Here is a 21979-nt window from a genome sequence, read left to right on the forward strand (position 1 = left end):
GTCAGCCCGCCTCTCCGCGGAAGACGGGGAGTTCGAGCGTGTCGTCGACGCGCAGGAACTCCAGCCGGACGGGAAGGCCGATGCGGACCTTGTCGTAGGGGACGCCGGTGATGTTGCCGATCACCCGCACGCCCTCGGCGAGCTCGACGAGGGCCACCGCGTACGGCGGGTCGAAGGCGGGGAAGGGCGGATGGTGCATGACGACGTAGCTGAAGACCGTGCCGGTGCCGACCGCCTCGACGGTGTCCCACGCGGGGGAGGCGCAGGCGTTGCAGCCGGGCAGCCAGGGGAAGCGCAGGGTGGCACAGGCCGTGCAGCGCTGGATCAGCAGCTTGTGCTCGCGCACGCCGTCCCAGAACCCCTGGTTGTCGCGGTTGATCACGGGACGGGGTCGCGGCGGCTTGGGCGGGGCCGGTGGGGGCGCGGCGGCCGGGGYGTACTTGAGGATGCGGAAGCGGTGGGTACCGGCGGGCTCGCCGTTCGCGTGGACGTCCATCCGGGTCGTCACGAAGTGCCCCGTGCCGAGTCTGGTCGTCTTGCGCGGGGAGACCGATTCGATGACGGCGTCGAAGGTCACCGTGTCCCCGGGCCGCAGCGGGCGCAGGTACTCCTGCTCGCAGTCGGTGGCGACAACGGCGGTGCAGCCGGCGGCGTCGAGGAGCGCGAGGAGCTCGTCGTAGGCGGAGGAGCGGTCGGTGTGGCCGGAGAGCCCGCCCATGGTCCAGGCCTGGAGCATGGTGGGCGGGGCGATGGCGTCCGGGCCGGTGTAGGCCGGGTTGGTGTCTCCCATCGCCTCGCACCAGTGGCGGATCATCGGCTCGTTGACGGCGTCCTTGGCGCGGCCGGCGGTGGCGGCGGGGCGCCCTTCGAAGGTCTTGAGCAGGTGGTGGAACCGGCTGTCCCGCTCGGGGCTCCCGGTCTCCGCGTCCCCCGTCATCGCTTCCTTCCCTTCATGCCGAGCCGCATCATGGCGACGATCTCCCGCTGTACCTCGCTGACGCCRCCGCCGAAGGTGTTGATCTGGGCGGCCCGGTTCATCCGCTCCAGCTCACCCCCGGCGAACGCGTCCGGGCCCCTGAGCAGGGCCTCCTCGCCCACCACCTCCTGGCAGATCCGGTACACCTCAACGGTGGACTCGGTGCCGAGGAACTTCACCCCGCTGGCGTCGCCGGGGGCCAGGGTGCCCGCGCCGACGTCCTGGACGAGCCGCCAGTTGAGGAGGCGTACGGCGGCCAGGCGGGCGTGGGCCTCGGCCAGCCGGGACCGTACCCAGGGCCGGTCGGCCGGGCGCTCGCCGGTGGCGGGGTCGGGGGTGCGGGCGTGGGCGAGCGCCCCCGCGTAGAAGTCCTCGGCCTGCATGCCGATGGCGGCGAGGGCGACGCGTTCGTGGTTGAGCTGGTTGGTGATCAGGCCCCAGCCGCCGTGTTCGGGGCCGACGAGGTGGCCCACGGGAACGCGGACGCCGTCGTAGTACGTGGCCGTGGTGGTGAGGCCGCCGACCGTGTCGATGGGGGTCCAGGCGAAGCCGGGGCTGTCGGTGGGCACGAGGACGATGGAGATGCCCTTGTGCTTGGGGGCCTCGGGGGCGGTCCGGCAGGCCAGCCAGATCCAGTCCGCGTTCTGGGCGTTGGAGGTGAAGATCTTCTGCCCGTCGATCACCCAGTCCCCGCCGTCGCGGACGGCGCGGGTGCGCAGCGAGGCGAGGTCCGTGCCGGCCTCGGGCTCGGAGTAGCCGATGGCGAAGACGATCTCGCCCCGCAGGATCCGGGGGAGGAAGTAGTCCTTCTGCTCCGGGGTCCCGTACTTCATGAGGGTGGGGCCGACGGTGTTCAGGGTGACCATGGAGACGGGGGCGCCGGCCCGGTAGGCCTCGTCGAAGAAGACGAACTGTTCGTCGGGGCCGCGGCCCCGGCCCCCGTACTCGACGGGCCAGCCGAGGCCGAGCAGGCCGTCGGCGCCGATGCGGCGCAGCAGCGCGCGCTGGGCGTCCGGGTCCTCGGGCACCCCGTCCGGCAGCAGGTTCCGGAAGTACTCCCGCAGTTCGGTGCGCAGCCTCAACTGGCCTTCGGACGGGGCGAGGTGCACGGCACTGGCCTCCCGGCATCGCATCGGACGAGTGGATCTGACTGTCCGTCAGATCGACTGTCGATGTCAAGGTCGGGAGGGACCGGGACCGGCGCACGCGGAAGGGCGCCCGCCGCGGGCCGTTGTTCTGATTCGAGGCACCGGAGCCGGTGGCCACCTGCTGCGCGTCGTTCGCGGACGAGCCGCTGTCGGCCGAAGCCACGCCGCCGGACAGGACGCCAAGTCGGCCTGTCCCGGACATGCCGAAGCGGGCCGCGCCGTCCGGGAACCCCGCCGTCTCCCGGTCCTGCGGCCCTGCCCTACCAAGCTTCACGCCCCCGCACGCCCCCGGCGCCCGCCGGGGCCATTCCACCGTGCCCCACTCCCGGGGGCACTCCGCGGCGCGATCCACGGCCACGACGACCGGGCTCCAGCGCCTGCGCACTTGCGTCTTGTACGTCCCTGCTTGCCCTACTGACCCTTAAAAGTCCTGCCGGTCCTGCATGCACTGCCTGTCCTGCCTGTCCCGCCTGTCCTGCCTGTCCTGCCTGCCCTGCCTGCCCTGCCGGGCCACCACAGGTCCCGCCACTACGCCGCGAGCGCCATCCGCCCCTGCTCCACGCCACCGCCGCGCACCCTCACCACATCCGCGCCCACGCCCACACCCACGTCCGTACCACTCGCACCGGCGACACGCACCGCGTCGGCCGCGAGCGCTGCCGCGGTGGTGGAACGCCGGACGGAAGGGTTCTTGCCGTGCGCCTCGGCGCGGATCCGCTGCTTGATGGTCGGCGGGAGCGAACCGCCCCGCATCATCGCCCGCCACGTCCGTCGCGCCACCGGAACCGGCCGGCGCACGGCGGGGGCCATCGGAGTGGTGACGGTGGCGGCGGCCTCGACCGGAGCCGCCTTCCTGCCGAAACCAAGGGCGGCCAGGACCGCCACGAGTGCTGCGAGGAGGGTGGTCCAGATCGACGTGATGCTGCTGCGGTGGGTCATGACGAGCGCCTCATTCCTCGATGTTCCGACGGGCGGATCTGCATACATTCGTCATGATGTGGCCGCAACCGCAGAGCCCCCACCACGCGCGCCGTTCTTCTGACAAACACCACTCGTATGAACCAAAGCCGCGTTCCGGCCGCTGAAAGGATCATGCGAACAACCAGAGGGCGGGCCCGTACGGGCCCGCCCTCTGACCTGGAGATCAACCGCCAGGGGAATCGGAAGAAAGAAGGAACCGCGAGGGCGCCCCCGCACTACGGCTGCGGCGGCTGACCCTCACCACCGGGGCGGCCCAGCTGGTCCTTGAGCTTTTCCTGGGCCATGTCGACCTGGCCGGCGTACTTGCCCTGGGTCTTGCCGTCGACGTAGTCACCGGCCTTGTCGACGGCCTGGCCGGACTCCTTCTCGTGACCCTTCAGCATCTGCTTGAGCTTGTCCATCATGGACATGGATGCTCCTTCCGCTGTGTTCCGTCCCCTCCAGCATCGCGGCCCGTCCCGCACACCGCATCCGCGCGGCACCGCGCCCGACGACGTGCCCGGAAGCGACGAACGGCCCCTGACCGGGTTTCCCGGTCAGGGGCCGTTCTTCTGCGGTGGGTGTGGGATTTGAACCCACGGTGACTCGCGCCACGACGGTTTTCAAGACCGATCGCGTGGCACAACTCGCCCCCGCCTTCACCTGGCCTTTCGGCTCCTCCACGCCATCTTCAGCGGTCGCGCTGGCCAGAGGTTGGCCACAGCCATCATTCGGGAGCCTTCCCGACGGCAAGGAAGTGAGAGCTGGCCGCGAGAAGTTCGGGGTAAGGCTCGGCCATCCGGGCGGCCGTCAGGACGGAGGCGAACAGCTCGTCTGATGGGGCGGAGCCGGACTGCTGCTCCACAGCCTTGAGGAGGGACCATGCGGGGCCTTCGACACCGAACACTTCAACGTCGGTGAAGCCCGCAGCGCGCATCTCCTCAGCGAGCTCCTCCGCGCGATGGAAGTACGCCAGGGTGAAGCCACGCTTTCCATCGTGGATGGCGGTGTGAAGGATCGTGGAAATCGACGCCTGCATCCGCTCGGTGTGCAGGTGTGCGTAGGTGACGTGCTCGAAGATCGAGGCGTATCGGTTGATCGCAGCAGCGGCTACGAGCCCTCCGGGTTTCACTACGCGCCGAGCCTCGGAGAGGGCCGCATGCCGGTCCTCGGGGTCCGGCAGGTGGTAGAGCGGGCCAAGCACCTGGACGACGTCATAGGACGCATCTGCGGCAGTCAGATGGCGTGCGTCCCCAAGGGCCGCATTGCACACCTTCGCGGCCTGCTCCACATGCCGCGCGACGGGGTCGATGAGATCCACCTGATAGCCATCGTCAACCAGCCACTGGGCATGCACGCCCGCGCCGCCACCGACGTCCAGAATCCGCGTCGGCGCGGGCGGCAGGAACCGCCGAAGGATCTCCTGCGTGCGGAGCAGCTCAAGGCGTCCATCTGCCGACATGGCCAGCCGGACGCTCTCGTCGACAACCTCGGAGTAGAAGTGCTCGACCTCAGGCGCAAGCTCTCGTTTCAGCATGAGGGCAGTATCCTGTGTACCGGTGGACCAGTCCAGCAAAGCTTTGAAAGGGGAGTCATGGCACTGCTGAAGTACGAAGAGATCGCGGAATCCCTGCGATCCCGGATCGCGGCGGGAGAGTTTGCGCCGGGCGACACCCTTCCGTCTGGGCGGGACCTCGCCGAGCAGTGGTCCGTTTCGCGGGCCACGACCGTCAAGGCCATGGATGTCCTGCGGAATGACGGCGTGGTCGAAGCCCGTCAGGGGACGGGGTTCATCGTCACTGAGACCCCCGTAGCGCGGCCGGCCGGTGGGCGGGCGGCTGGGTCTGCACGCGTGTCGGGCGGCCTGCCGTTCCTGCGCATCGGGGTGCCTGACTGGGCAGTGCCCCCGGGACACGTGGCCGAGGCACTCCGAATGGATGCCGACCGCGAGACCCTCCGTCGGGTGCGCGTCTTGCAGCTCCCTGATGGCAGCCCCCACAGCTACATCACCGCCTGGTTCGCACCCGATGTGGCGGAGTCCGCGCCGCGACTGGCTCAGACCGCGCCGATCGCTGAGGGGACGACCCGGTACGTCCGTCGACAGACCGGCCGATTCCCCGTGGAGGGAACTGACACCACGTCGGTGCGTCTGGCCTCCGACACCGAGGCTGAACATCTCGCCCTGTCAGGGCCGACTGCGGTTGCTGTTCTGCTGCACACGGCATTCGACAACGAGGGCCGCCCTCTGGTTTGCGAAGAGGGAGTCACTCCTGGCTCCCTGTATGAGCGGGTGGACACCTACGCGATGTAGTCCACCCCCGGGCAAACAAGGAGCTGGACCGGTCCGCCGGTCCAGCTTTTTTTGCGCTCTCGAACCCCCATCGACCTGCGGATACGTGACGGTTCGGAGTGGCGCACACACGAAACGCTTGACTGGACCGGTCCACCGGTCCACTCTATGGATGTGGCCGCGAGGTCGCCCAACTCCACCGGAGTTCGGGCGACTTGGTCATGCACTTCATTGGCGTCCGGCGTGTCCCGTTCTTACGGGAGCCCTTCGGGGTTACCGCGCCCGTCGGAGAGCCGCCGTTGTTTGAGAACTCCACAGAGTGATCCACCGCAGCAGTACGGCCGTGACCGAACCGGCCGAGGCGAGTGGAGACCAGCCGACTGAGAACGGGCCCGCGTCACAACGGTCCCTACGCCCCGAAGGGGTGGCACGCCATCGGCTCTAAAGAACCGCACGGCCAGAGATTTGGCTGCGACGACCGCCGGGGACTCGGACCGCCCCCGGCTTGAGCGGCGCCGTGCGAAGCCCAGTCCGACCCGCACCAACGACCACAGTCACCGACACCCGATCTACACGCCAGGTGTCGGCGGCTGTGGCTGTTCGTGGATTCGAATAGCCGACCCAACGAAGTGCAGCCCCCGGCGCGGGAACGTCGGGGGCTGCTGAGTCCCGTTCCTCTGTCGAAGGAGCAAGACCCATGAAGTCCATCGGTGCACTTCAGGACGTTGTTACGCCGTGGTCCGACGGTTTGGAGCCGTCGGACGCGGAGCTGAATGCGATCGAGGCCGAGATGCCCGTGGTCCTGGCCGAGGTCGAGTTGTTGGACGCGCTGATCGTCCTGCTGGACCGTCCGGCGTCGGAGTTCGACGCCCGCCGGATCCGCCGGGCCCGCAACCGGGTGCTGGATGCCCGGCGGGACCTGGCCAACCGCGCCGCCAGCCTGACGGAGTCGGGGGACGCGGCATGACGCACAGCGCCCGTCTGGCCAACTCCCACTTCGGGGAGTGGGAGATCTACGTCGTCACTGACGGCCCGACTCTGGGCTGGCCGGCGTGCGACTTCCGCCGCACCCAGCCGATCCCGACGCTCGCCGAGCGGACCGCCGCGCTGGCCGATCTCGGTTACGAGGCGGCCGAGGGGGCCGTCTGGGAGTGGATGGAGATGGACAACGGCGACACGGGCGACGTTGCCCTCCTCGCCGCGTTCGACGTCCGGGCGATCGGGGAGGCTTCGTGAAGCGCGATCCCAGGGTGCTCCTGGTGCTGGCCTTGGTGGCCGTGGTCGGGATGGCTTTCCGGGTGTCCTGGAATGCGCTGCGGGATGTGGCCCGCGCCATCGGCGCGGACACCACGGCCGCGACGCTCTACCCGTTCGTTGTGGACGGCCTGATGGCTCTGGCCCTGGTCGCGGCCCTCGTCCTCACCGGCCAGGCCCGCAAGTTCGCCCTCAAGGTCCTCGGCGCATATACGGCTGCCTCGCTGGTCCTGAACTACGTGCACGGACTCGTGCCCGCACTCCACGACCACACGGTGGACTGGATGCGGCTGGCCGCGTGGGATCCGGCGAACTATGCGCTCGTCCTGCTCGCCACCAGCCTGCCGGTCGGGTCCATCTATTTCGGCTCCGACCTCGTCGCCAAGGTCCTCCACCACCGCCCCGAACCGCCCCAGCCCGCACCGTACGGGGAGCGTGCGGATTCCTCCGCACAGCATCCGCACACCCCCGACACGGCCAGCATCGACCGGGAGCCGGAGCCGGTCCCGCAGACGGCGCACCTGCCGATGCGGGAGGCGCTGCCGCAGCTCACCGCCTATACGGACGGTGTGCGGGCAGATGATCCGCACACCCCACACGCCGTCCCCGCACACCCCGCCCCCACCGACGCGCACGCGGTATCGGAGGACGTTTTCGAGGAGGCGGAGCTGGAGCGGATGCGGCAGGACGCACGCCGTGCGTACGCCGAATCCGCACAGGCCGCACGCCCCCTCTCCGCCCGTGCGCTGGGCGAGGCGTTCGGCATGAGCGAGTCCTGGGGCCGCAAGCAGATCCTCGCCGCCCGCCAGGACGACGACCGGCCCCGCCTGACCGCCGTCCCGGCCAGCACCGGCTCATGACCGGCCTCCCCGTCTACCGGTGGCGCCTGGCCCCCGACGGGCTCGCCACCCGCCGACAGCTCCGCGCCCTCGGCCTGCGCCCCGGCGGGCAGGACGTCGTCGCCCAGCTCGAGCGTCCCCGCCGCCGGCGCGGCCCGCTGGTCGCCTACCTGTACCGGATCGAACTTGCCGTGCCGGTGCGGCCGATGACCCCCGGCCGGTGGGCCGCTCTCGCCCTCGCCGATGCCGCCCGGCGCCGGTGCCCGGTCTGCCGGGACCACCTCCCGTACGTGATCCCCACCTTGCGCGGCATGTGCAACGCCTGCCACGACTTCCCCGAACAGTGCGTCGCCTGACTGCTTCGACGCGAAAGGAGGAACCGCCATGTCCGGAATCGACTGGGACCACGAGTTCACACGCATGAACCCCGAAGCCCCGGAGAAGCCCAGCACGTCGTCCAAGTTCTCCGCCAAGATCGGCAAGCTCGGCGGAGTCCGCCGCAACACGGCCGCGCTCGCCGTGTGCGGCACCATCGCCGTCCTCGCGGTGTGCGGCACGGTCGTGGCCGTCACCAGCATGCAGGGCGAACAGGCCGCCCAGGACCGCGCCCGCGCCAAGGAGAACGCGGCGAACACCCTCGTCGAGGCACAGGCCGACAAGGAGCGAGCCCAGACCGAGGAAGCCGCGGCCAAGACCCTCTACGAGCGAGAGATGACCGTCTACCTGGAATGCATGAAGGTCCGGGCGGCGGCCGTCGCGAAGGCCGCCTCCTGGGAGGTCTCCAAGGTCCCCGCCTGCACCGCCCCGACCCTCGGCGGCGGTACGGCCCCCAAGGCCAAGGAAGAGGCCACCGGGTCCGACGGCTCCATCACCTCCGGCCCGTGGCTGTGGGTGGCGCTCGTCGGCGCCGGCGGACTCGTCGCCTACAAGAAGCTCTCCGCGTCCTCCGGTTCCGGTTCCAGCTCCGGCGGGGGCGTAATCGCCTCCGTGAACGACAAGGGATTCACCTTCGAGAAGGGTGCGTGAGATGACGCTCCAGTTCTTCGCCCTGGCCCTGTTCATCTGGGCTCTGTTCTTCACCTTCAAGAAGACCAAGGGAAAGCAGATGGCGATCTGCCTGATGCTGATCGTCTCCGGGATCTTCCTGCCTTACACGCCGTTCAGCGACGAGATCCGCAGCACCCTCGAATCGGTCTTCAACACGGCGAACACCACGGTCAACAACATCGGAACGTCACGCTAGGCAACGTTCGCGCCAGTTACCGGTTACCGGTTACAGCCCGCAGACGCCCGGTTCTGACCGCCCTGGGGGACTGAACCGTCGTCCGCAGGGCCTGTAACCGGTAACCGGTAACCGCCGCCAACTACAGAGTGTCACCTAGGGAGGGTCGTGGAACTCCTCGTTCTCCTCGCCATCACCTACCTCGTCGGCGTCGACAACACCCACGGCAAATACGAGAAGGCGGGAATCAAGAAGCCCCCGCCGAAACCGAATGCGAAATGGTCGCCGACCAGGGCGCCGGACACCTTCCGAAATGCCGCCTACAACGCCGCCGCGAAAACCCACTACGGGCTTCTGGCAGGCGCGCATTGGGCCGGGGGACTCCGCGATGGGTGGCGTTCCGCCTACCTGAAGAAGCCGGGCACCAAGCCTTCCGGTTCGCCTTCCGTCCAGCCGCCACCGGGGCCCTCCGCACCCACCGCGGGGACCACCGTGCCGCCGAAACCCACCGTGCCCCCGAAGCCGACCACGCCCCCGACACCGCCGCCCACTCCGCCCACCGCCGCGCCTCCGGCGGGGCCGACGATCCCGCCGCTCGGCACGATCCCGCAGCCCCGCACCGTCCCGCTCCCGAATCACGTCAGGAAGGACCCCGCGATGCAGCCCAACCCGCCCGTTCCGCACACCGCGACTGTGGACGCCAACGGCGTTCACGTCACCACGGCCGCCGGCAAGACCCGTACCTACAGCGGTGGGGAGGTCATGACCCTGACCCAGGTCATCGACCTCGCCGAAGGCGCGGCCACCCTGTGCCAGACCAGTGCCGAGAAGTGCCTGGAGCTCGTGGACGAGTCCGCGCAGCTTGCCGCGGACTGTGACGTCCTGATTGCCGAGATCACGGAGAAGGACGTCGGCGCGAACCTCATCGGCAAGTGCGAGCACCTCAAGGAGCAGCTCGACCTCCAGGCCGCCGCGGCCAAGAAGTTGCACGACCAGATCCAGGGCGGTGAGGAGGCCTGCCGGACCGCGTCCGCGAACGCCGAGGTCCGCCACGGCGGCATCTTCCGGGCGGTTGCCGACTCCCCGCTGACCAAGCCCGCCGAACGCGACTTCTACAACGCCCGATAGCCGAGGAGAGGCCCGCATGTCTGCCACCGAATCCCTCAAGGACGCCGCGACCTACGCGGCCCTGCGCACCAAGCTCGCCTGGCTCACTCACCAGGTCCACTCCCACGCCGACACCGTCACCACCCTCGCCTCCGACGTCGACGAGACGGCCGAGCAGATGCAGGACGCCGCCGAGACGATGAAGGCGCTGGCCGTGGACGACGCCACCACCGCCGAGTTCGCGGACGCCGCGCTGACCATGACCGGCGCCAAGGACGCGGCCGGCGCCTACACGGCCGCCGCGGACAGTGCGGCCGCGGCCGCCGACGACGCCAAGACCACCACGGAAGCCGACCACGGCGGCATCGCCGACGCGGTCGACACCTCCCCGGTCGAGATGGCCGAAGCCGCCTTCTACGCCCAGCAGTAAGGAGAGAAGGACCATGGGGCCGACCCGAGCACAGTTCGTCCAGTACGCGCCCGCCGCTCTCGCCGTGGGGGCACTCACGGCCGGCCCCTGGTCCGCTCTCGCCGCCGCGGCGGCCGGAGTGGGGGCGTGGGCCATCGACGCTTCCGCCCCCGCCCTACGCTCCCTGATCGCCTGCGGGATCACCGCCACAGGCTGCGGCATCGCCGCCCACCAGGTCCTCGCGAGTGGAATGGACCCGTTGTTCGCCCTCGGTCTCGCCGTCCCGGCCGGAGCGGCCGTCCTCGCCCACCACCGCAACACCGCCAGCGAGGTGGCCGCACTTCCTGCCACGGCAGCGACGGGGCAGAGTTCCCAGGCACAGCTCATCACCGCGTGGTGGACGGAGTTCATCTGCGGCCCCACCCAGACCGAGGGCCGCAAGCTCATCCAGCCCGGCGCCCGCCTCGCGCACCTCGCCATCGAGGCCGGAGACGACCGTGTGTCGTTCACCGGGATCATCACGCTGCCCCAGGGCCAGCAGGTGAGGGTGAAGGCAGCCGACATCGCCTCCGTCTACCAGATCCCTGTCTCCCAGGTCGAGATGGGCGACCCCAAGCACTACGCGCCGAACGCGCTGCCTGTCACCGTCCACCTCAAGAAGGCGCCGGAGCAGCCGGGAATCGCCGTGGGTGCCCCGACGACTCCCGAGCAGTTGTGGGCCGCGCACGTTGCCGTCCCTGACGGCGCGATGCCCGGCACCACCTTGACTCTGACCCGCTGCGACGGGCCCCTGGACTGGGAGGGGATCGCTACACGGGAGCGCAAGGCGATCGGGACCGTCAACATCCAGGACCTGGCCGGCAACCTCCACCTGTCGACGATCCAGATCGCTCTGAGTCCCACCGACATGCCCTCGCAGATGGGGGTGCGCGTGATGAAGGAGCACGCGCTGATGCACGGCACCATGCTCTCCGACGTGGTGGACGAGCTGGCCATGGACTCCCGCGGCTACATCCGCCTGGGCACCTACGTCGACGCCCGCCCCGCGCTGGTCCCCCTGGCCCAGCCGGGCTCCGGCGCCCGGCACCTGTACCTGGTGGGCGGGTCCCGCTCGGGGAAGTCCGGGTGCCTGGAACAGGTCCTGCTCTCCGCCCACAAGTCCGCCATCGCCGTGATCCTGGCCTCTCCGCAGGCCGGCACCATCGCCGGAGCGAGTCTGGCCGCGTACTGCGGGGACGGCCTGGACGAAGCGATGGGCGCGCTGCGGCTGGCCTACGCGATGATGCTCGACCGCGAAGCCCGCTACCGCTCCCCGGCCTTCCCCTTCACCGACCCGCTGATCCTGATCGTCATCGACGAAGCACACATGCTGCTGTCCGCCTCCTCGCAGTACCACGCGGAGGCCAAGGCGATCGTGGAGCAGCTCACCCGCCGGTCCCTCAAGCGGGGGATCGGCGTGGTCCTGGCCACTCAGACCCCGCTGGCCGAGGATCTCGGGAACTCCTCGATCATCCGATCCCAGCTCCTGATCGGCGGCGGGGCGGTGTTCCTGCGCTGCGCCAAGGGCCAGGGCTCTCTCGTCGGCGCGAACGCGGTCGAGGGCGCGGAGGGCATCGACCTGTCGAAGATCCCGCCGCAGTGGCCCGGCCAGTACGCCAAGGTCGCCGACCGGGACATGAGCGGCCTGGACACCACGGCCGTCGCCGCTCCCGAGGACGGCACCTTCGGCCTCGGCTACCTCCTCACCCCAGGCTCCCAGGCCGTCCAGTTCCGCTCCCTGTACCTGGACGTGCCGCCCGCCTTCCTCGCAGGAGACGCGACGCCCGTCGCCGTTGAGGACTGCCAGGCGTGGCGCCTGCGGGAGGCAATCGCGCACACGCCGATGGTCGACCAGCGCGGCAAGAACCTGATCGGCAGCCTCGCCGACCTCCTCACCAAGGCCCAGCAGGGGCCGTCCCAGCCTCAGCAGCGGGCCCAGACAGACCCCGCCGGCCCCGCAGCGGCATCCGACGGACAGGAGCTGATCAAGCCGCGAATCCTCGAACTCCTGCGTCAGGAATCGATCTCCATGACCGCCGAGACCATCGCCCGAAAGCTCGGTACCTCCGCCAAGAACATCAAGCCGCGCTTGTCCGAGCTGAAGAAGCGAGACGAGATCACCAACGAAAACGGCCTCTGGAGGGCAGCATGACCACCAGCACCGAAACCCACTTCAACCCCGTCGACCAGGACCTGTACGCGAAGGCATTCCAACTCCTCGACCCCACCCCGGAACCCGCCGCCGCAGCGCTGGCCGCTCCCTCGCCGGTGTCCGTCATCCTCGCCGCCGGGCCGGTGCACCGGCCCGGCCCGGTGGAGAAGACCCTCACCGACGCTCTCGCCTTCCTCGACACCCACGGCTGGGCCAAGCACCGGTTGATCCACCCCGAGGGCGCCCGCTGCTCCATCGGCGCACTCCGCGCAGCCGCCGGCGCCCGCAGCACCGCCTACCGCGACGCCGGAAAGCTCCTCCTGGACGAAGCACGCCGCCAGCACGGCAAGCAGTGGAAGGCGATCCCCGCCTGGAACGACGCCCACACCGGACCCCAGGTCCGCAGCGTCTGGGAAGCCGCCATCCAGCGCGCCAACCACGCGAACATCTGAGACCGGAGCCGACCGTGTCGTTCTCGTTCACCGACCCCAGACCGGACCACGGCCGCGACGACCGCTCCTTCTCCTTCACCGCACCCGCAGAAGTCGAGGAGAAGCTCCAGACGATCACCGACCTGGCCCACGAGATCCTCCGCCTCGTCGCCGAGGTACGCAGGCAGATCGACAGCTGAGCGCCCCACCAGACAGCGAGGGCGGCCCCCTCTCACCACAGACCGGGCCGCCCTCAGCCATGTCCGGCCCGGCTACGAAAATCCTCAACCGTCGAAAGGCCACCGCGTGAATCAGCCCCTGCCCGAGCGCGTCGCCGACGCCCTCGCGCTCCTCACCGGGCAGCGCACTGTCCGCTGCCCGCACCCCGGATGCCGGGTCAGCATCCGCTACCGCCACGTCGCTCCCGACGAGGCCAAGCGGCTCACCGACCTGGCCACCGACCACACCCGCCACTGAACACGCCGAGGGCGGCCCCCTCTCACGCCAATGAAGCGGGGCCGCCCTCGTCCACAACCCATCAACAGACCTGTGGAGGTCACCAGCATGACCCAACCCACCGACATCCGGCGAGCATCGAACGCGGACCGGCCGTTACTCCTGGACCTGTACTCCTGCGCCGGCGGCGCGGGCCGCGGCTACGACCGGGCCGGGTTCACCGTCACCGGCGTCGACATCCGCCCCCGCCCGAACTACCCCTTCACCTTCATCCAGGGCGACGCACTGACCGTCCTCGCCGAACTGATCGCCTCCGGGGAGATCCGCCGCTACACCGCCATCCACGCCTCCCCGCCCTGCCAGGAGAAGTGCGCGCTGACCGTGGGTACCAACCGCTCCCGCGGCTGGGGTGGCATGCACGTCGACCTCGTCGCCCCCACTCGCGCACTCCTCGATGCGTCCGGCCTGCCGTACGTGATCGAGCAGCCCGACGGCAAGGCCGACGTCCGCAAGGACATCACCCTTTGCGGCGAGCAGTTCGGACTCGGAGTCATCCGGCACCGCAACTTCGAACTGGGAGGCTGGACCACCGTCCAGCCCAAGCACCTCAAGCACCGAGGCCGGGTACGCGGCTGGCGGCACGGCAAGTATCACGCCGGACCGTACGTCGCCGCCTACGGCAAGGGCGGCGGTAAGGCCACTGTCGCCGAGATGCAGCAGGCGATGGGCATCGACTGGACCGACGTCCACGAGGAACTCACCGAGGCCATCCCGCCCGCCTACGCGCAATGGCTCGGCCGCGCCTTCCTCGCCCGCACCTCGGCCGGGGCGGTGGCCGCGTGAACGCGCTTGTGGAAGCCGCGCTGGCCGCCGCCGCCCGGGGGTGGCCCGTGTTCCCGCTTCGCCCCGGCGCCAAGAGCCCGGCTCTGCACCGTAACGACCGCTGCCCGCGTACCGGTCCATGCCGGGGCGGGCACGTGAAGTGGGAGCAGCGCGCCACCACCGACCCGGCCGTCATCGCCCGGTGCTGGAGCCACAGGCCGTACAACATCGGCTTGGCCACCGGCCCGGCCGGGCTGATCGTGGTCGACCTCGACATGCCCAAGGAGAACTGCAGTCAGGACGCGCCTGGCGGCGCGGAGAACCTGTTGGCGCTCTGCGAGCGCGCCGGGCAGCCCGTCCCGGCCACCCTCGCCGTGCGGACTCCCTCCGGCGGGATCCACCTATACTTCACCGCTCCCGACGGGGTACGACTGGGCAACACGGCGGGCAAGCTGGCCCCGCTCATCGACACCCGCGCCCACGGCGGATACGTCGTCGCCCCCCGCAGCACCACAGCGGCCGGAATGTACGAGATCACCGACCCGTCCCCGGTCGTCGAACTCCCCGCCTGGCTCCTTTCGCTGCTCCAGCCCCCGGCCCCGCGCCCGATCCACCTGCGGATGCAGACACCGGTCCGCGCAGGCAGTGCCGCACGCGCAGCGCTGCACGCCGAGTGCGAGGCCGTCCGCCAGGCACCCGCGAAGCAGGCGAACAACACGCTCAACCGCAGCGCCTTCAAGGTGGGGCGCTTCGTCGCGTGGGGCGACCTCCCCCGTCAGGAGGTGGAGGAGGCCTTCCAAGCGGCAGGGGAGGACCGCGGACTCACCGTGGCCGAGTGCCGCGCCACGATCCGCTCCGCCCTCGACAGCTCCGCCCGCACGGTCCGCGCCCGGGAGACGGCATGAGCACCCAGATTCCCCTCCCCTTGGAAGGCCTACCCCCCGCCCCTGCCAGCACCAGCCCCGCCAAACCGACCCCAGCCCGGGACGGCCGTGTCGCGCCGAGGGTCGTCGCCGAAGGCGTCCCTTCATCTGTTCGCCTTGACCCGCACGCCGACGGCAGGCGCCGGCCCGTCGCCTGGCTCCACATCGTGGCCCCGCCCTCCTACGGGGCCGCCCCGAGCGTGCGCTCCTGGTGCTCCTGCGGCCGCGATCTCTTCGCGGCCGGGCAGGCCCGTGCCCTCGCACTGATCGCCGACCACGAAGAGCACCGCACCTCTTGTTCCCGCCTCACCCAGCGAAGGGAAGCCGCATGAGTCCGCACGACCCTGAGCTGTGGGAAGGGTTCGACGAGCTGACCCCGGAGGCCCTGGCCGGGCCCACGTGGGACGAGCCCGTACCCCTCAACCCCCGCGGACAGCTCCCCGCCTTCCCCGTGGACGCCCTGCCCCACTGGCTCGCCGCCATGACGGCCGGAGTCGCGGAAGAGACGCAGACACCCGTCGACCTCGCCGGATGCCTCGCACTCGCCGTGATCGGCGCCGCCGCCGGAGGGCGCCTCACCGTGACCGTGCGCGGGCAGTGGAGCGAGCCGGTCAACCTCTACACCGCCGTCGCCCTGCCGCCCGGCAACCGCAAGAGTGCCGTGTTCGGACTCATGACCAAGCCCCTCCTCGCCGCCGAGAAGGCCCTCATCGAGCTCACGGCGCCCCAGCGTGCCGAAGCCGCAGCCTCCGCGCGGATCGCGAAAGCCGCGGCGGAGAGGGCCGAGAAGCTGGCAGCCAACGCCGATCCCGAGAAAGCGGCAGGCCTCACCGCCCAGGCCATCTCGCTCTCCGAGGCCGCCGAGCGGGCCGTCGTCCCGGCCGAACCGCAGCTCGTTGCCGACGACGTCACGGCCGAGAGCCTGACCAGCCTCCTTGCCCAGCAGGACGGACGGATCGCGATCCTGTCCCCCGAGGGCGAGATCTTCGAGATCATCGCCGGACGCTACTCCGGCGTCCCGAACATGGGGATCTTCCTCAAGGGCCACGCCGGCGACATGGCCCGCGTCAACCGCCAGGCCCGAGAAGCCCAGTACATCGAGAACCCCGCCATCACGATGGGCTTGGCCGTCCAGCCGGACGTCCTGGACTCCATCGGTCAGATCAAGGGCGCCGATGGGCGCGGCCTGCTTGCCCGGTTCCTCTACTCCAAGCCCGAATCCCTCGTGGGCTATCGCAACCTCACCCCCGAACTCCTCGACCCCGAAACTGCCGGCGCATACGCCCAGAACCTCGGCCGTCTGGCTCTGACCCTGGCGGGCTGGACCGAGACCGCGGCACTCACCCTCACCCCCGAGGCGGACGCCGTCCTCCTCGCCTACCAGCGCGTCACCGAATCCCGCCTCCGCAAAGACGGGAGCCTCGCACCGATCGTGAACTGGGCCAGCAAGCGCGACGGCGCCGTCGCCCGCATCGCCGGGCTCCTCCACCTCGCCGCCCACCCCGAGGACGCCTGGACCCGGCCGATCACCGCCGCCACCATGGCCGCCGCCACCCGGCTCGGGGACTACTTCACCGCCCACGCCCTCGATGTCTTCAACGCCATGAAGGCCGACCCCGCCCAGGAAGCCGCCCACACCGTCCTGACCCACCTGAACGAGACCCGCACCGCCACGTTCACCAAACGCGACCTCTTCCGCGCGATGCCCCGCAGCGATTTCCCCGCCATGTGCGACCTCGACCCGGCCCTGAACCTCCTGGAAGACCACGGCTGGGTCCGCCAGCAGCCCCCGCCGCCCCGCACAACACGCGGCGGCCGGCCGCCCTCCCCCCGCTACGAAACCCACCCCCGCGTCACCCCCGCCGCCTGAAAACCCCCGAAACCTCTGACAGAACTGACAGAACCTCCCGACTAGGCCTCTGACCTGCGGAAACGAGCACTTTCGGAGCTCTGATAAAACCTCCGAAAACTCTGACAGAACTCAAAAAACCTCGCCGCGAGCGAGCCGTCCGGTCTGACAGAACCGAGGTTTTCGAGGTTCTGTCAGAGTTTTTTGAGGTTTTGTCACGCGAGGGAAACCACCCAAAACCGCAGGTCAGACGCCATACGGCGAGGTTCTGTCAGTTCTGTCAGTACTTTCCGGGGTTTTCGCGCCCCGGACCGAGCTGAAGGAGCCCGATGGCACGCCCGCAGATGCTCAAGCTCGCCGAAGTCCTCACCGAACTCGGGATGAGCCGAGCCGCTTTCTACCGGATGCGCGCCCGCAACCAGGGTCCGCGCCTCTACAAGCTCCCCAACGGACAGCTCCGCGTCCGCCGAACGGACCTGGATGACTGGCTGGCTGCCTGCGAGGCCGCGGCCGCGTAGCCCGTCCGGCATCAAGGGCTCCAGCCACTCCGGCTGGAGCCCTTTTTCTTTCCTTGAACGGAGTCGAGTTGTACAGCTACGACGTACGGATCTGGGGCATCCGAACCCGCCAGAGCAAGAGCGCCCCCTACCAGCTCCGATGGATCGTGGGAGGAGAAGAACATCAGGCCCCGTTCCTGACCAAGACCCTCGCCGACGGTCGACGCGCTCAGCTCATGGAAGCCGTTCGCAAGGGTGAGCAGTTCGACGTGTCGTCCGGGCTGCCGGTTTCCGAACTTCGCCAGCTCAAGTCACCCAGCTGGTTCGAGCACGCAAGGTCCTACGCCTGTATGAAGTGGCCGGACGCTGCGGCCAAGCACCGAGTCGGCATCGCTGAGGCGATGACGAACGTGACTATGGCTCTCGTCACGGGCGGCAAGTCGGCTCCTGAACCGAAGGTGCTTCGGCTGGCCTTGCGGTCGTGGGCCTTCCAGATGACGTTGGACCCTGAGGGGAACACCGTCCCCCGTATGACGGCCGAGACGCCGCCGGCGCCCGCAGTCCAGGCGCTCGAGTGGATGGCCAGCCACTCCCTCCGCGTGTCCGAAGTGGCGGAGGCTGAGAACCTGCGCCGTGCTCTTGCCGCCATCTCCCGACGTCTCAACGGCAAGCGCGCCGCGGACAACACGATCAGGCGTAAGCGCGCCGTCCTGAGCAACGCACTCCGGTACGCCGTCGAATGCGACGCCCTGCCCACGAATCCACTGCCCAAAGTCGACTGGAACCCTCCGCAGACCGACGACGAAGTGGACTTCCAGTACGTCCCCGGGCCCGAGCTGGCCCGTCGGCTGCTGGACGCCGTCCAGGCGCAGGGCAGCCGCGGCCAACACCTCCATGCGTTCTTCGGGTGCATGTACTACGCCGCGATGCGCCCGTCTGAGGTGGCAGCCCTCACCAAGGGCGACTGCAAGCTGCCGTCGGCGGGCTGGGGGGAGCTGGTCCTGCGCCGAAGCCGCCCTGAGGTTGGGGCGGGCTGGACGGACGGCGGGACACCCTACGACGAACGGGGGCTCAAGCGGCGAGCCCGCAAGGCCAGCCGGTCGGTGCCCGTGCCGCCGGCGCTCGTACAGCTCCTCCGAAGCCACCTGGATCGCGAAGGGGCGGCTGCCGATGGTCGGCTTTTCCGTGCGGTGGAAGGTGGCCGGGTCGGCTCCAACGAGTACACCCGCGTATGGGACGAAGCGCGGGAGAAGACGCTGCCCGCTACGGATGTGGGTACGCCGCTCGCCGAGGTCCCTTACTCACTGCGGCACGCCGGTGTATCGCTCTGGATCAAAGCGGGCGTCGACCCGGTGGAAGTGGCCCGGCGTGCCGGCCACAGCGTGGCCGTCCTCTGGAAGTTCTACGCGAAGATCCTGCGCGGCCAACAGCAGGTGTCGAACCAGCTCATTGATCAGGCTCTGGCAGAGGACGGCACCCCCGGAGAGGGCTGACGGCCTGGCCACAAGTTGGCCACACGCGCTGGTCAACAGCGTGACAGGGGCGATACCGGGTGAGACAGGGTGAGCAGAGAGGGCGTGACCCCAATGTGGGATCRCGCCCTCTGACCTGCTACTTCTCTGACCTGGCGGTGGGTGTGGGATTTGAACCCACGGTGACATCGCTGCCACGACGGTTTTCAAGACCGTTCCCTTAGGCCGCTCGGGCAACCCACCTGGCCGGTACAGAGTACCGGGATGTGGAGGTGGGTGGGGTGGGTGTTTCCGGGGCGTCGGGGGTGGTCGGGATCAGGAGTTCTGGGCCTTGTCGTAGGCCGCTTTGGCCTCGTTGCCGAAGTAGGGGCCGAACATCCGGTTCGGCAGGAAGTTGTAGCCGAAGCTGTTCACCGACACCTGGGTGCCCAGGCCGGTGGCCTCGTCGAAGTCCTGGAGCCAGGGGCCGCCGCTGGAGCCGCCCGTCATGTTGCAGCCCAGGCTGTGGTCCTTGGTGAGCAGGAAGTCCTTGCCCGTGGTGCCGCTGCAGTAGACGAGCCTGGTGCCGTCGTAGGGCGCGGCCGCCGGGAAGCCGAAGGAGTACATCTTCTTGGTGTARCCGCCGTTGAAGAGGATGCCCTGGGCCCCGACGACCTCGCTGAGCTTCCGGCCGTTCAACGGGGCCACCACCGCCAGGCCGACGTCCATGTTCATGTCCTCGCTCGCCGCCCACTGGTCGGTCGCGAGGGTCTTGGTCGCCGGCCACTGGCCGTAGGGCGCGTTCCCGTTGTCGTAGGCGGGGACGAAGACCCAGTTGGTGTGCCAGGCGCCCTGGTACTTCACGCAGTGGCCGGCCGTGATGACGGTGCTGCCGTTGGCGCTCGTGATCGAGTCGCCCGAGCAGGAGGCCGTCCGGTCGCCCATGGTGAAGAAGACCCGGCCCGACGTCCTCACGATCGCCCCGCCGCCGGTCCAGGCCCCGCCGGCCTGCGGGAACGAGGTGGGGGAGGCCACCGTGGGGGCCACCCGGAGGGAGGGGCCGGCCGCGGCCCCGGTCGTACGGGCGGCGCCGGGGTCGGCCGCCACGTCCAGCGGGGTGGCCTGCCGCATCCGTTCCGCCGTCCAGAAGCCGGCCGTCTGCGACGGCCGGAACGAGGCGGGCGGCTCCGCGGCGGCCGAGGGGGAGGCCGCCGTCAGGGCCCCCGCGAACAGGGCGCCCGCGGCGAGGAGGACGGACACCGCCGTGCGATGACGATTCACGCAGGACTCCTTCTGCCGTGCCCGGACCCGTGTGACCCGGGCAGGGTGGGGTGAAGAGCTGTCGGTGCGGATCGGCTGTACGGGTGTACGGGTGTACGGGTGAGCGCGCGTGCCGGGGCACCGTCGCACGCGCGCCCCGAAATGTCAGCGGGCAGTCCGGACGTTCGGTCGGTTCCGGCCAGGAAATGGCCAACTCCCGCTGGACCAAGGGGTCATACGGTGAGCAGGACTCCGACGTACGAGACCCCGGCCACCATCACCCACGCCCCCAGCCCCAGCAGGGCCGCGCGTCCCCCGGTCCGGGCCAGGGTGGGGAGGTCGACCGCGCTGCCCAGCCCGAAGAGGGCCGCCGCCAGCAGCAGTCCCTGTGCGGTGTGCGCCCACTCCAGGGCCACGTCCGGCAGCACACCCGTGGCGCGCAGCGCGGCCGCCGCCAGGAACCCCACCACGAACAGGGGCACCGGAGCGGGCCTGCGCCCCGAGGAGGTGCGCACCCCGCGCCGCCGGGCGCGCATCGAGAAGGCCACGGCCGCCACCAGGGGAGCCAGGAGCGCCACCCGCATCAGCTTGACCAACACCGCCTCGCCCAGCGCCCCGGGCCCGGCGGTCTGGGCCGTCGCCACGACCTGTCCGACGTCATGGACGCTGGCCCCCACCCATCGCCCGAAGCCGAGGTCGGAGAGCCCCAGCGGGCCCTGGAGGAGCGGAAGTACGGCGATGGCGAGCGTCCCGCAGAGGGTCACCAGAGCCACCGAAGTGGCCACGTCCTCCTCGTCGCTGCCGGACACCTCGCTCACCGCGCCGATGGCCGAGGCGCCGCAGATCGAGTAGCCGGTGGCGATCAACAGGGGCTGGTCTCCCGGGAGTCCGAGGCGTCGGCCCAGCCAGACGGTGCCGAAGAAGGTGGCAGCGACCACTCCGCTCACCATCGCCACCGTCGCCCAGCCCAGCCGGACCACCTGGTCCAGCCCCAGGGCGAGGCCCAGCAGGACGATGCCGATGCGCATCAGGCGCCGGCCGGCCAGCGACAGACCCGGGCGGGCCGGTCCGCGCACCACGCCCCGTAGACCGGGAAGGTGGGCCGCTGCGATGCCGAGCACCACCGAAGCGGTCAGCATCGGTACCGCCGGGGCCACCTCGTGTACCCACCACGCCACCAGGGTGCCGGCGGCGGCGAGGCCCAATCCGGGCCAGGAGGTGGATGTTTCACGTGAAACACGGGGCAGTCGCGGCCGCACCGGTCGATGGACGGTGCGGTTCAGGAGGGCCATCAGCCGGTCGGTTCCGGGTAGACGCGGCGGACGCTGCTGCCCAGACGGCCCACGTCGGCTCCGTAGACGTGCAGGGATATCGCCGTCGTACGACAGGAGTTGCGCACCTTGTGGATGTCACCGGGCGGGGCGAACCCGCAGACGTCCCCCTGGCCGTTGACCACCTCCTCGGTCGCCACGAGCCGCGCGGCGCCCGCGGGCGCCGTGGCGGGGGCCAGTCGGTAGCGGACCTCGCTCTCGGCGCCCTCGTGCACCCCGGCCACGCACCAGGAGACGTGGTCGTGGATGGAGGTCTCCTGGCCGGGCAGCCACACGAGGGCCACCACGGAGAAGCTCCCGTCGGGCTCGGTGTGCAGGATGTGCTGCCGGTAGCGGTCGGGGTGCCCCTCGCGCTGTTCGGGAGTGAGCAGCTCGGGCTCGCCCAGGTGCGGGGCGAGGCGCTCGCCGACGAGGTAGGCGGTCAGGTCGGGGGCCAGCCCCCGGTCCACGACCTTGCGGATCTCACTGACGAGGGCGGCCATCCTCGCGGTCGTACGGGCCGGCGTGGTGGTGGTCATGGAAGCAGCGTCCGTCGCCGCATCCATCACGTCCAACGACAGTTC

General features: G+C 70.1%; 26 protein-coding genes and 2 tRNA genes. 18 read left to right on the top strand and 10 right to left on the bottom strand.

What is annotated here, in order from left to right; translation table 11 throughout:
• Position 1: 1 nt before the first annotated feature.
• The 6 genes from AB4039_RS09425 to AB4039_RS09450 form a co-directional block, all read right to left on the bottom strand.
• Positions 2-937 carry a bifunctional MaoC family dehydratase N-terminal/OB-fold nucleic acid binding domain-containing protein gene (locus AB4039_RS09425; protein WP_442270481.1) on the bottom strand — a complete coding sequence of 312 codons (936 nt, stop codon included), beginning with the start codon at positions 935-937 and terminating at the stop codon, positions 2-4.
• A complete protein-coding gene (locus tag AB4039_RS09430) occupies positions 934-2085 on the bottom strand; it encodes an acyl-CoA dehydrogenase family protein (protein WP_442270504.1) in 1152 nt (383 codons plus the stop codon). Before AB4039_RS09430 ends, AB4039_RS09425 begins: the two co-directional genes overlap by 4 nt.
• A 567-nt stretch (positions 2086-2652) precedes the next feature.
• Positions 2653-3063: a DUF6344 domain-containing protein gene (locus AB4039_RS09435; protein ID WP_266840447.1), complete on the bottom strand. Its 411-nt coding sequence runs from the start codon at positions 3061-3063 to the stop codon at positions 2653-2655.
• Between the two features lie 257 nt (positions 3064-3320).
• A complete protein-coding gene (locus tag AB4039_RS09440) occupies positions 3321-3515 on the bottom strand; it encodes an antitoxin (protein WP_266840446.1) in 195 nt (64 codons plus the stop codon).
• Positions 3516-3657: 142 nt separating this feature from the next.
• Positions 3658-3741: transfer RNA gene (locus AB4039_RS09445), tRNA-OTHER, on the bottom strand.
• 70 nt (positions 3742-3811) lie between these two features.
• Positions 3812-4621 carry a class I SAM-dependent methyltransferase gene (locus tag AB4039_RS09450; RefSeq protein WP_442270482.1) on the bottom strand — a complete coding sequence of 270 codons (810 nt, stop codon included), beginning with the start codon at positions 4619-4621 and terminating at the stop codon, positions 3812-3814.
• A 57-nt stretch (positions 4622-4678) separates the two neighbouring features.
• Here AB4039_RS09450 and AB4039_RS09455 point away from each other — a divergent pair, with 57 nt between their 5' ends.
• From AB4039_RS09455 to AB4039_RS09540, 18 genes are all read left to right on the top strand, one after another.
• On the top strand, positions 4679-5395 hold the full coding sequence (locus AB4039_RS09455; protein WP_442270483.1) for a GntR family transcriptional regulator: 717 nt from the start codon (positions 4679-4681) through the stop codon (positions 5393-5395).
• Between the two features lie 676 nt (positions 5396-6071).
• Positions 6072-6341, top strand: coding sequence for a DUF6284 family protein (locus AB4039_RS09460; RefSeq protein WP_442270484.1), 270 nt, complete (start codon positions 6072-6074; stop codon positions 6339-6341).
• Entirely contained in the window at positions 6338-6610 is a 273-nt protein-coding gene (locus AB4039_RS09465) for a DUF6303 family protein (protein WP_442270485.1), read from the top strand. Before AB4039_RS09460 ends, AB4039_RS09465 begins: the two co-directional genes overlap by 4 nt.
• A gap of 50 nt (positions 6611-6660) precedes the next feature.
• Entirely contained in the window at positions 6661-7488 is an 828-nt protein-coding gene (locus AB4039_RS09470; RefSeq protein ID WP_442270505.1) for a DUF2637 domain-containing protein, read from the top strand.
• Positions 7485-7823, top strand: coding sequence for an RRQRL motif-containing zinc-binding protein (locus tag AB4039_RS09475; protein WP_442270486.1), 339 nt, complete (start codon positions 7485-7487; stop codon positions 7821-7823). The genes AB4039_RS09470 and AB4039_RS09475 overlap by 4 nt, the downstream gene beginning before the upstream one ends.
• Before the next feature lie 28 nt (positions 7824-7851).
• Complete coding sequence (locus tag AB4039_RS09480) at positions 7852-8493, top strand: hypothetical protein (protein WP_442270487.1); 642 nt, start codon at positions 7852-7854, stop codon at positions 8491-8493.
• Position 8494: 1 nt separating this feature from the next.
• Complete coding sequence (locus AB4039_RS09485) at positions 8495-8710, top strand: hypothetical protein (protein WP_385584175.1); 216 nt, start codon at positions 8495-8497, stop codon at positions 8708-8710.
• Between the two features lie 147 nt (positions 8711-8857).
• Positions 8858-9817: a hypothetical protein gene (locus AB4039_RS09490; RefSeq protein ID WP_442270488.1), complete on the top strand. Its 960-nt coding sequence runs from the start codon at positions 8858-8860 to the stop codon at positions 9815-9817.
• A gap of 16 nt (positions 9818-9833) precedes the next feature.
• The gene (locus AB4039_RS09495) at positions 9834-10226 is read left to right on the top strand and encodes a hypothetical protein (RefSeq protein WP_442270489.1); all 393 of its coding nucleotides are present in this window, start codon (positions 9834-9836) and stop codon (positions 10224-10226) included.
• Positions 10227-10239: 13 nt separating this feature from the next.
• On the top strand, positions 10240-12396 hold the full coding sequence (locus AB4039_RS09500; RefSeq protein WP_442270490.1) for a hypothetical protein: 2157 nt from the start codon (positions 10240-10242) through the stop codon (positions 12394-12396).
• On the top strand, positions 12393-12848 hold the full coding sequence (locus AB4039_RS09505) for a DUF6197 family protein (RefSeq protein ID WP_442270491.1): 456 nt from the start codon (positions 12393-12395) through the stop codon (positions 12846-12848). The genes AB4039_RS09500 and AB4039_RS09505 overlap by 4 nt, the downstream gene beginning before the upstream one ends.
• 14 nt (positions 12849-12862) lie before the next feature.
• The gene (locus AB4039_RS09510; protein WP_442270492.1) at positions 12863-13027 is read left to right on the top strand and encodes a hypothetical protein; all 165 of its coding nucleotides are present in this window, start codon (positions 12863-12865) and stop codon (positions 13025-13027) included.
• Between the two features lie 106 nt (positions 13028-13133).
• Positions 13134-13304, top strand: coding sequence for a hypothetical protein (locus AB4039_RS09515; RefSeq protein ID WP_442270493.1), 171 nt, complete (start codon positions 13134-13136; stop codon positions 13302-13304).
• 87 nt (positions 13305-13391) lie between these two features.
• Complete coding sequence (locus tag AB4039_RS09520) at positions 13392-14126, top strand: DNA methylase (protein WP_442270494.1); 735 nt, start codon at positions 13392-13394, stop codon at positions 14124-14126.
• Entirely contained in the window at positions 14072-15010 is a 939-nt protein-coding gene (locus AB4039_RS09525) for a bifunctional DNA primase/polymerase (RefSeq protein WP_442270495.1), read from the top strand. Before AB4039_RS09520 ends, AB4039_RS09525 begins: the two co-directional genes overlap by 55 nt.
• Before the next feature lie 346 nt (positions 15011-15356).
• Positions 15357-16898, top strand: coding sequence for a YfjI family protein (locus AB4039_RS09530; protein WP_442270496.1), 1542 nt, complete (start codon positions 15357-15359; stop codon positions 16896-16898).
• A 308-nt stretch (positions 16899-17206) separates the two neighbouring features.
• Entirely contained in the window at positions 17207-17395 is a 189-nt protein-coding gene (locus AB4039_RS09535) for a helix-turn-helix transcriptional regulator (RefSeq protein WP_442270497.1), read from the top strand.
• Between the two features lie 68 nt (positions 17396-17463).
• Positions 17464-18867: a site-specific integrase gene (locus AB4039_RS09540; protein WP_442270498.1), complete on the top strand. Its 1404-nt coding sequence runs from the start codon at positions 17464-17466 to the stop codon at positions 18865-18867.
• Between the two features lie 132 nt (positions 18868-18999).
• On the opposite strand, the gene AB4039_RS09545 is transcribed toward AB4039_RS09540, so the two are convergent.
• The 4 genes from AB4039_RS09545 to AB4039_RS09560 form a co-directional block, all read right to left on the bottom strand.
• Positions 19000-19089 (bottom strand) — tRNA-Ser (locus tag AB4039_RS09545).
• Between the two features lie 72 nt (positions 19090-19161).
• Positions 19162-20106: a trypsin-like serine peptidase gene (locus AB4039_RS09550; protein ID WP_442270499.1), complete on the bottom strand. Its 945-nt coding sequence runs from the start codon at positions 20104-20106 to the stop codon at positions 19162-19164.
• 212 nt (positions 20107-20318) lie between these two features.
• Positions 20319-21377: a putative sulfate exporter family transporter gene (locus AB4039_RS09555; RefSeq protein ID WP_266840443.1), complete on the bottom strand. Its 1059-nt coding sequence runs from the start codon at positions 21375-21377 to the stop codon at positions 20319-20321.
• A complete protein-coding gene (locus tag AB4039_RS09560) occupies positions 21377-21934 on the bottom strand; it encodes a cysteine dioxygenase (protein ID WP_266840441.1) in 558 nt (185 codons plus the stop codon). Before AB4039_RS09560 ends, AB4039_RS09555 begins: the two co-directional genes overlap by 1 nt.
• Positions 21935-21979: the final 45 nt, after the last annotated feature.

Origin of the sequence: Streptomyces sp. M-16 (assembly GCF_052114405.1) — a bacterium.
Lineage (GTDB): Bacteria > Actinomycetota > Actinomycetes > Streptomycetales > Streptomycetaceae > Streptomyces.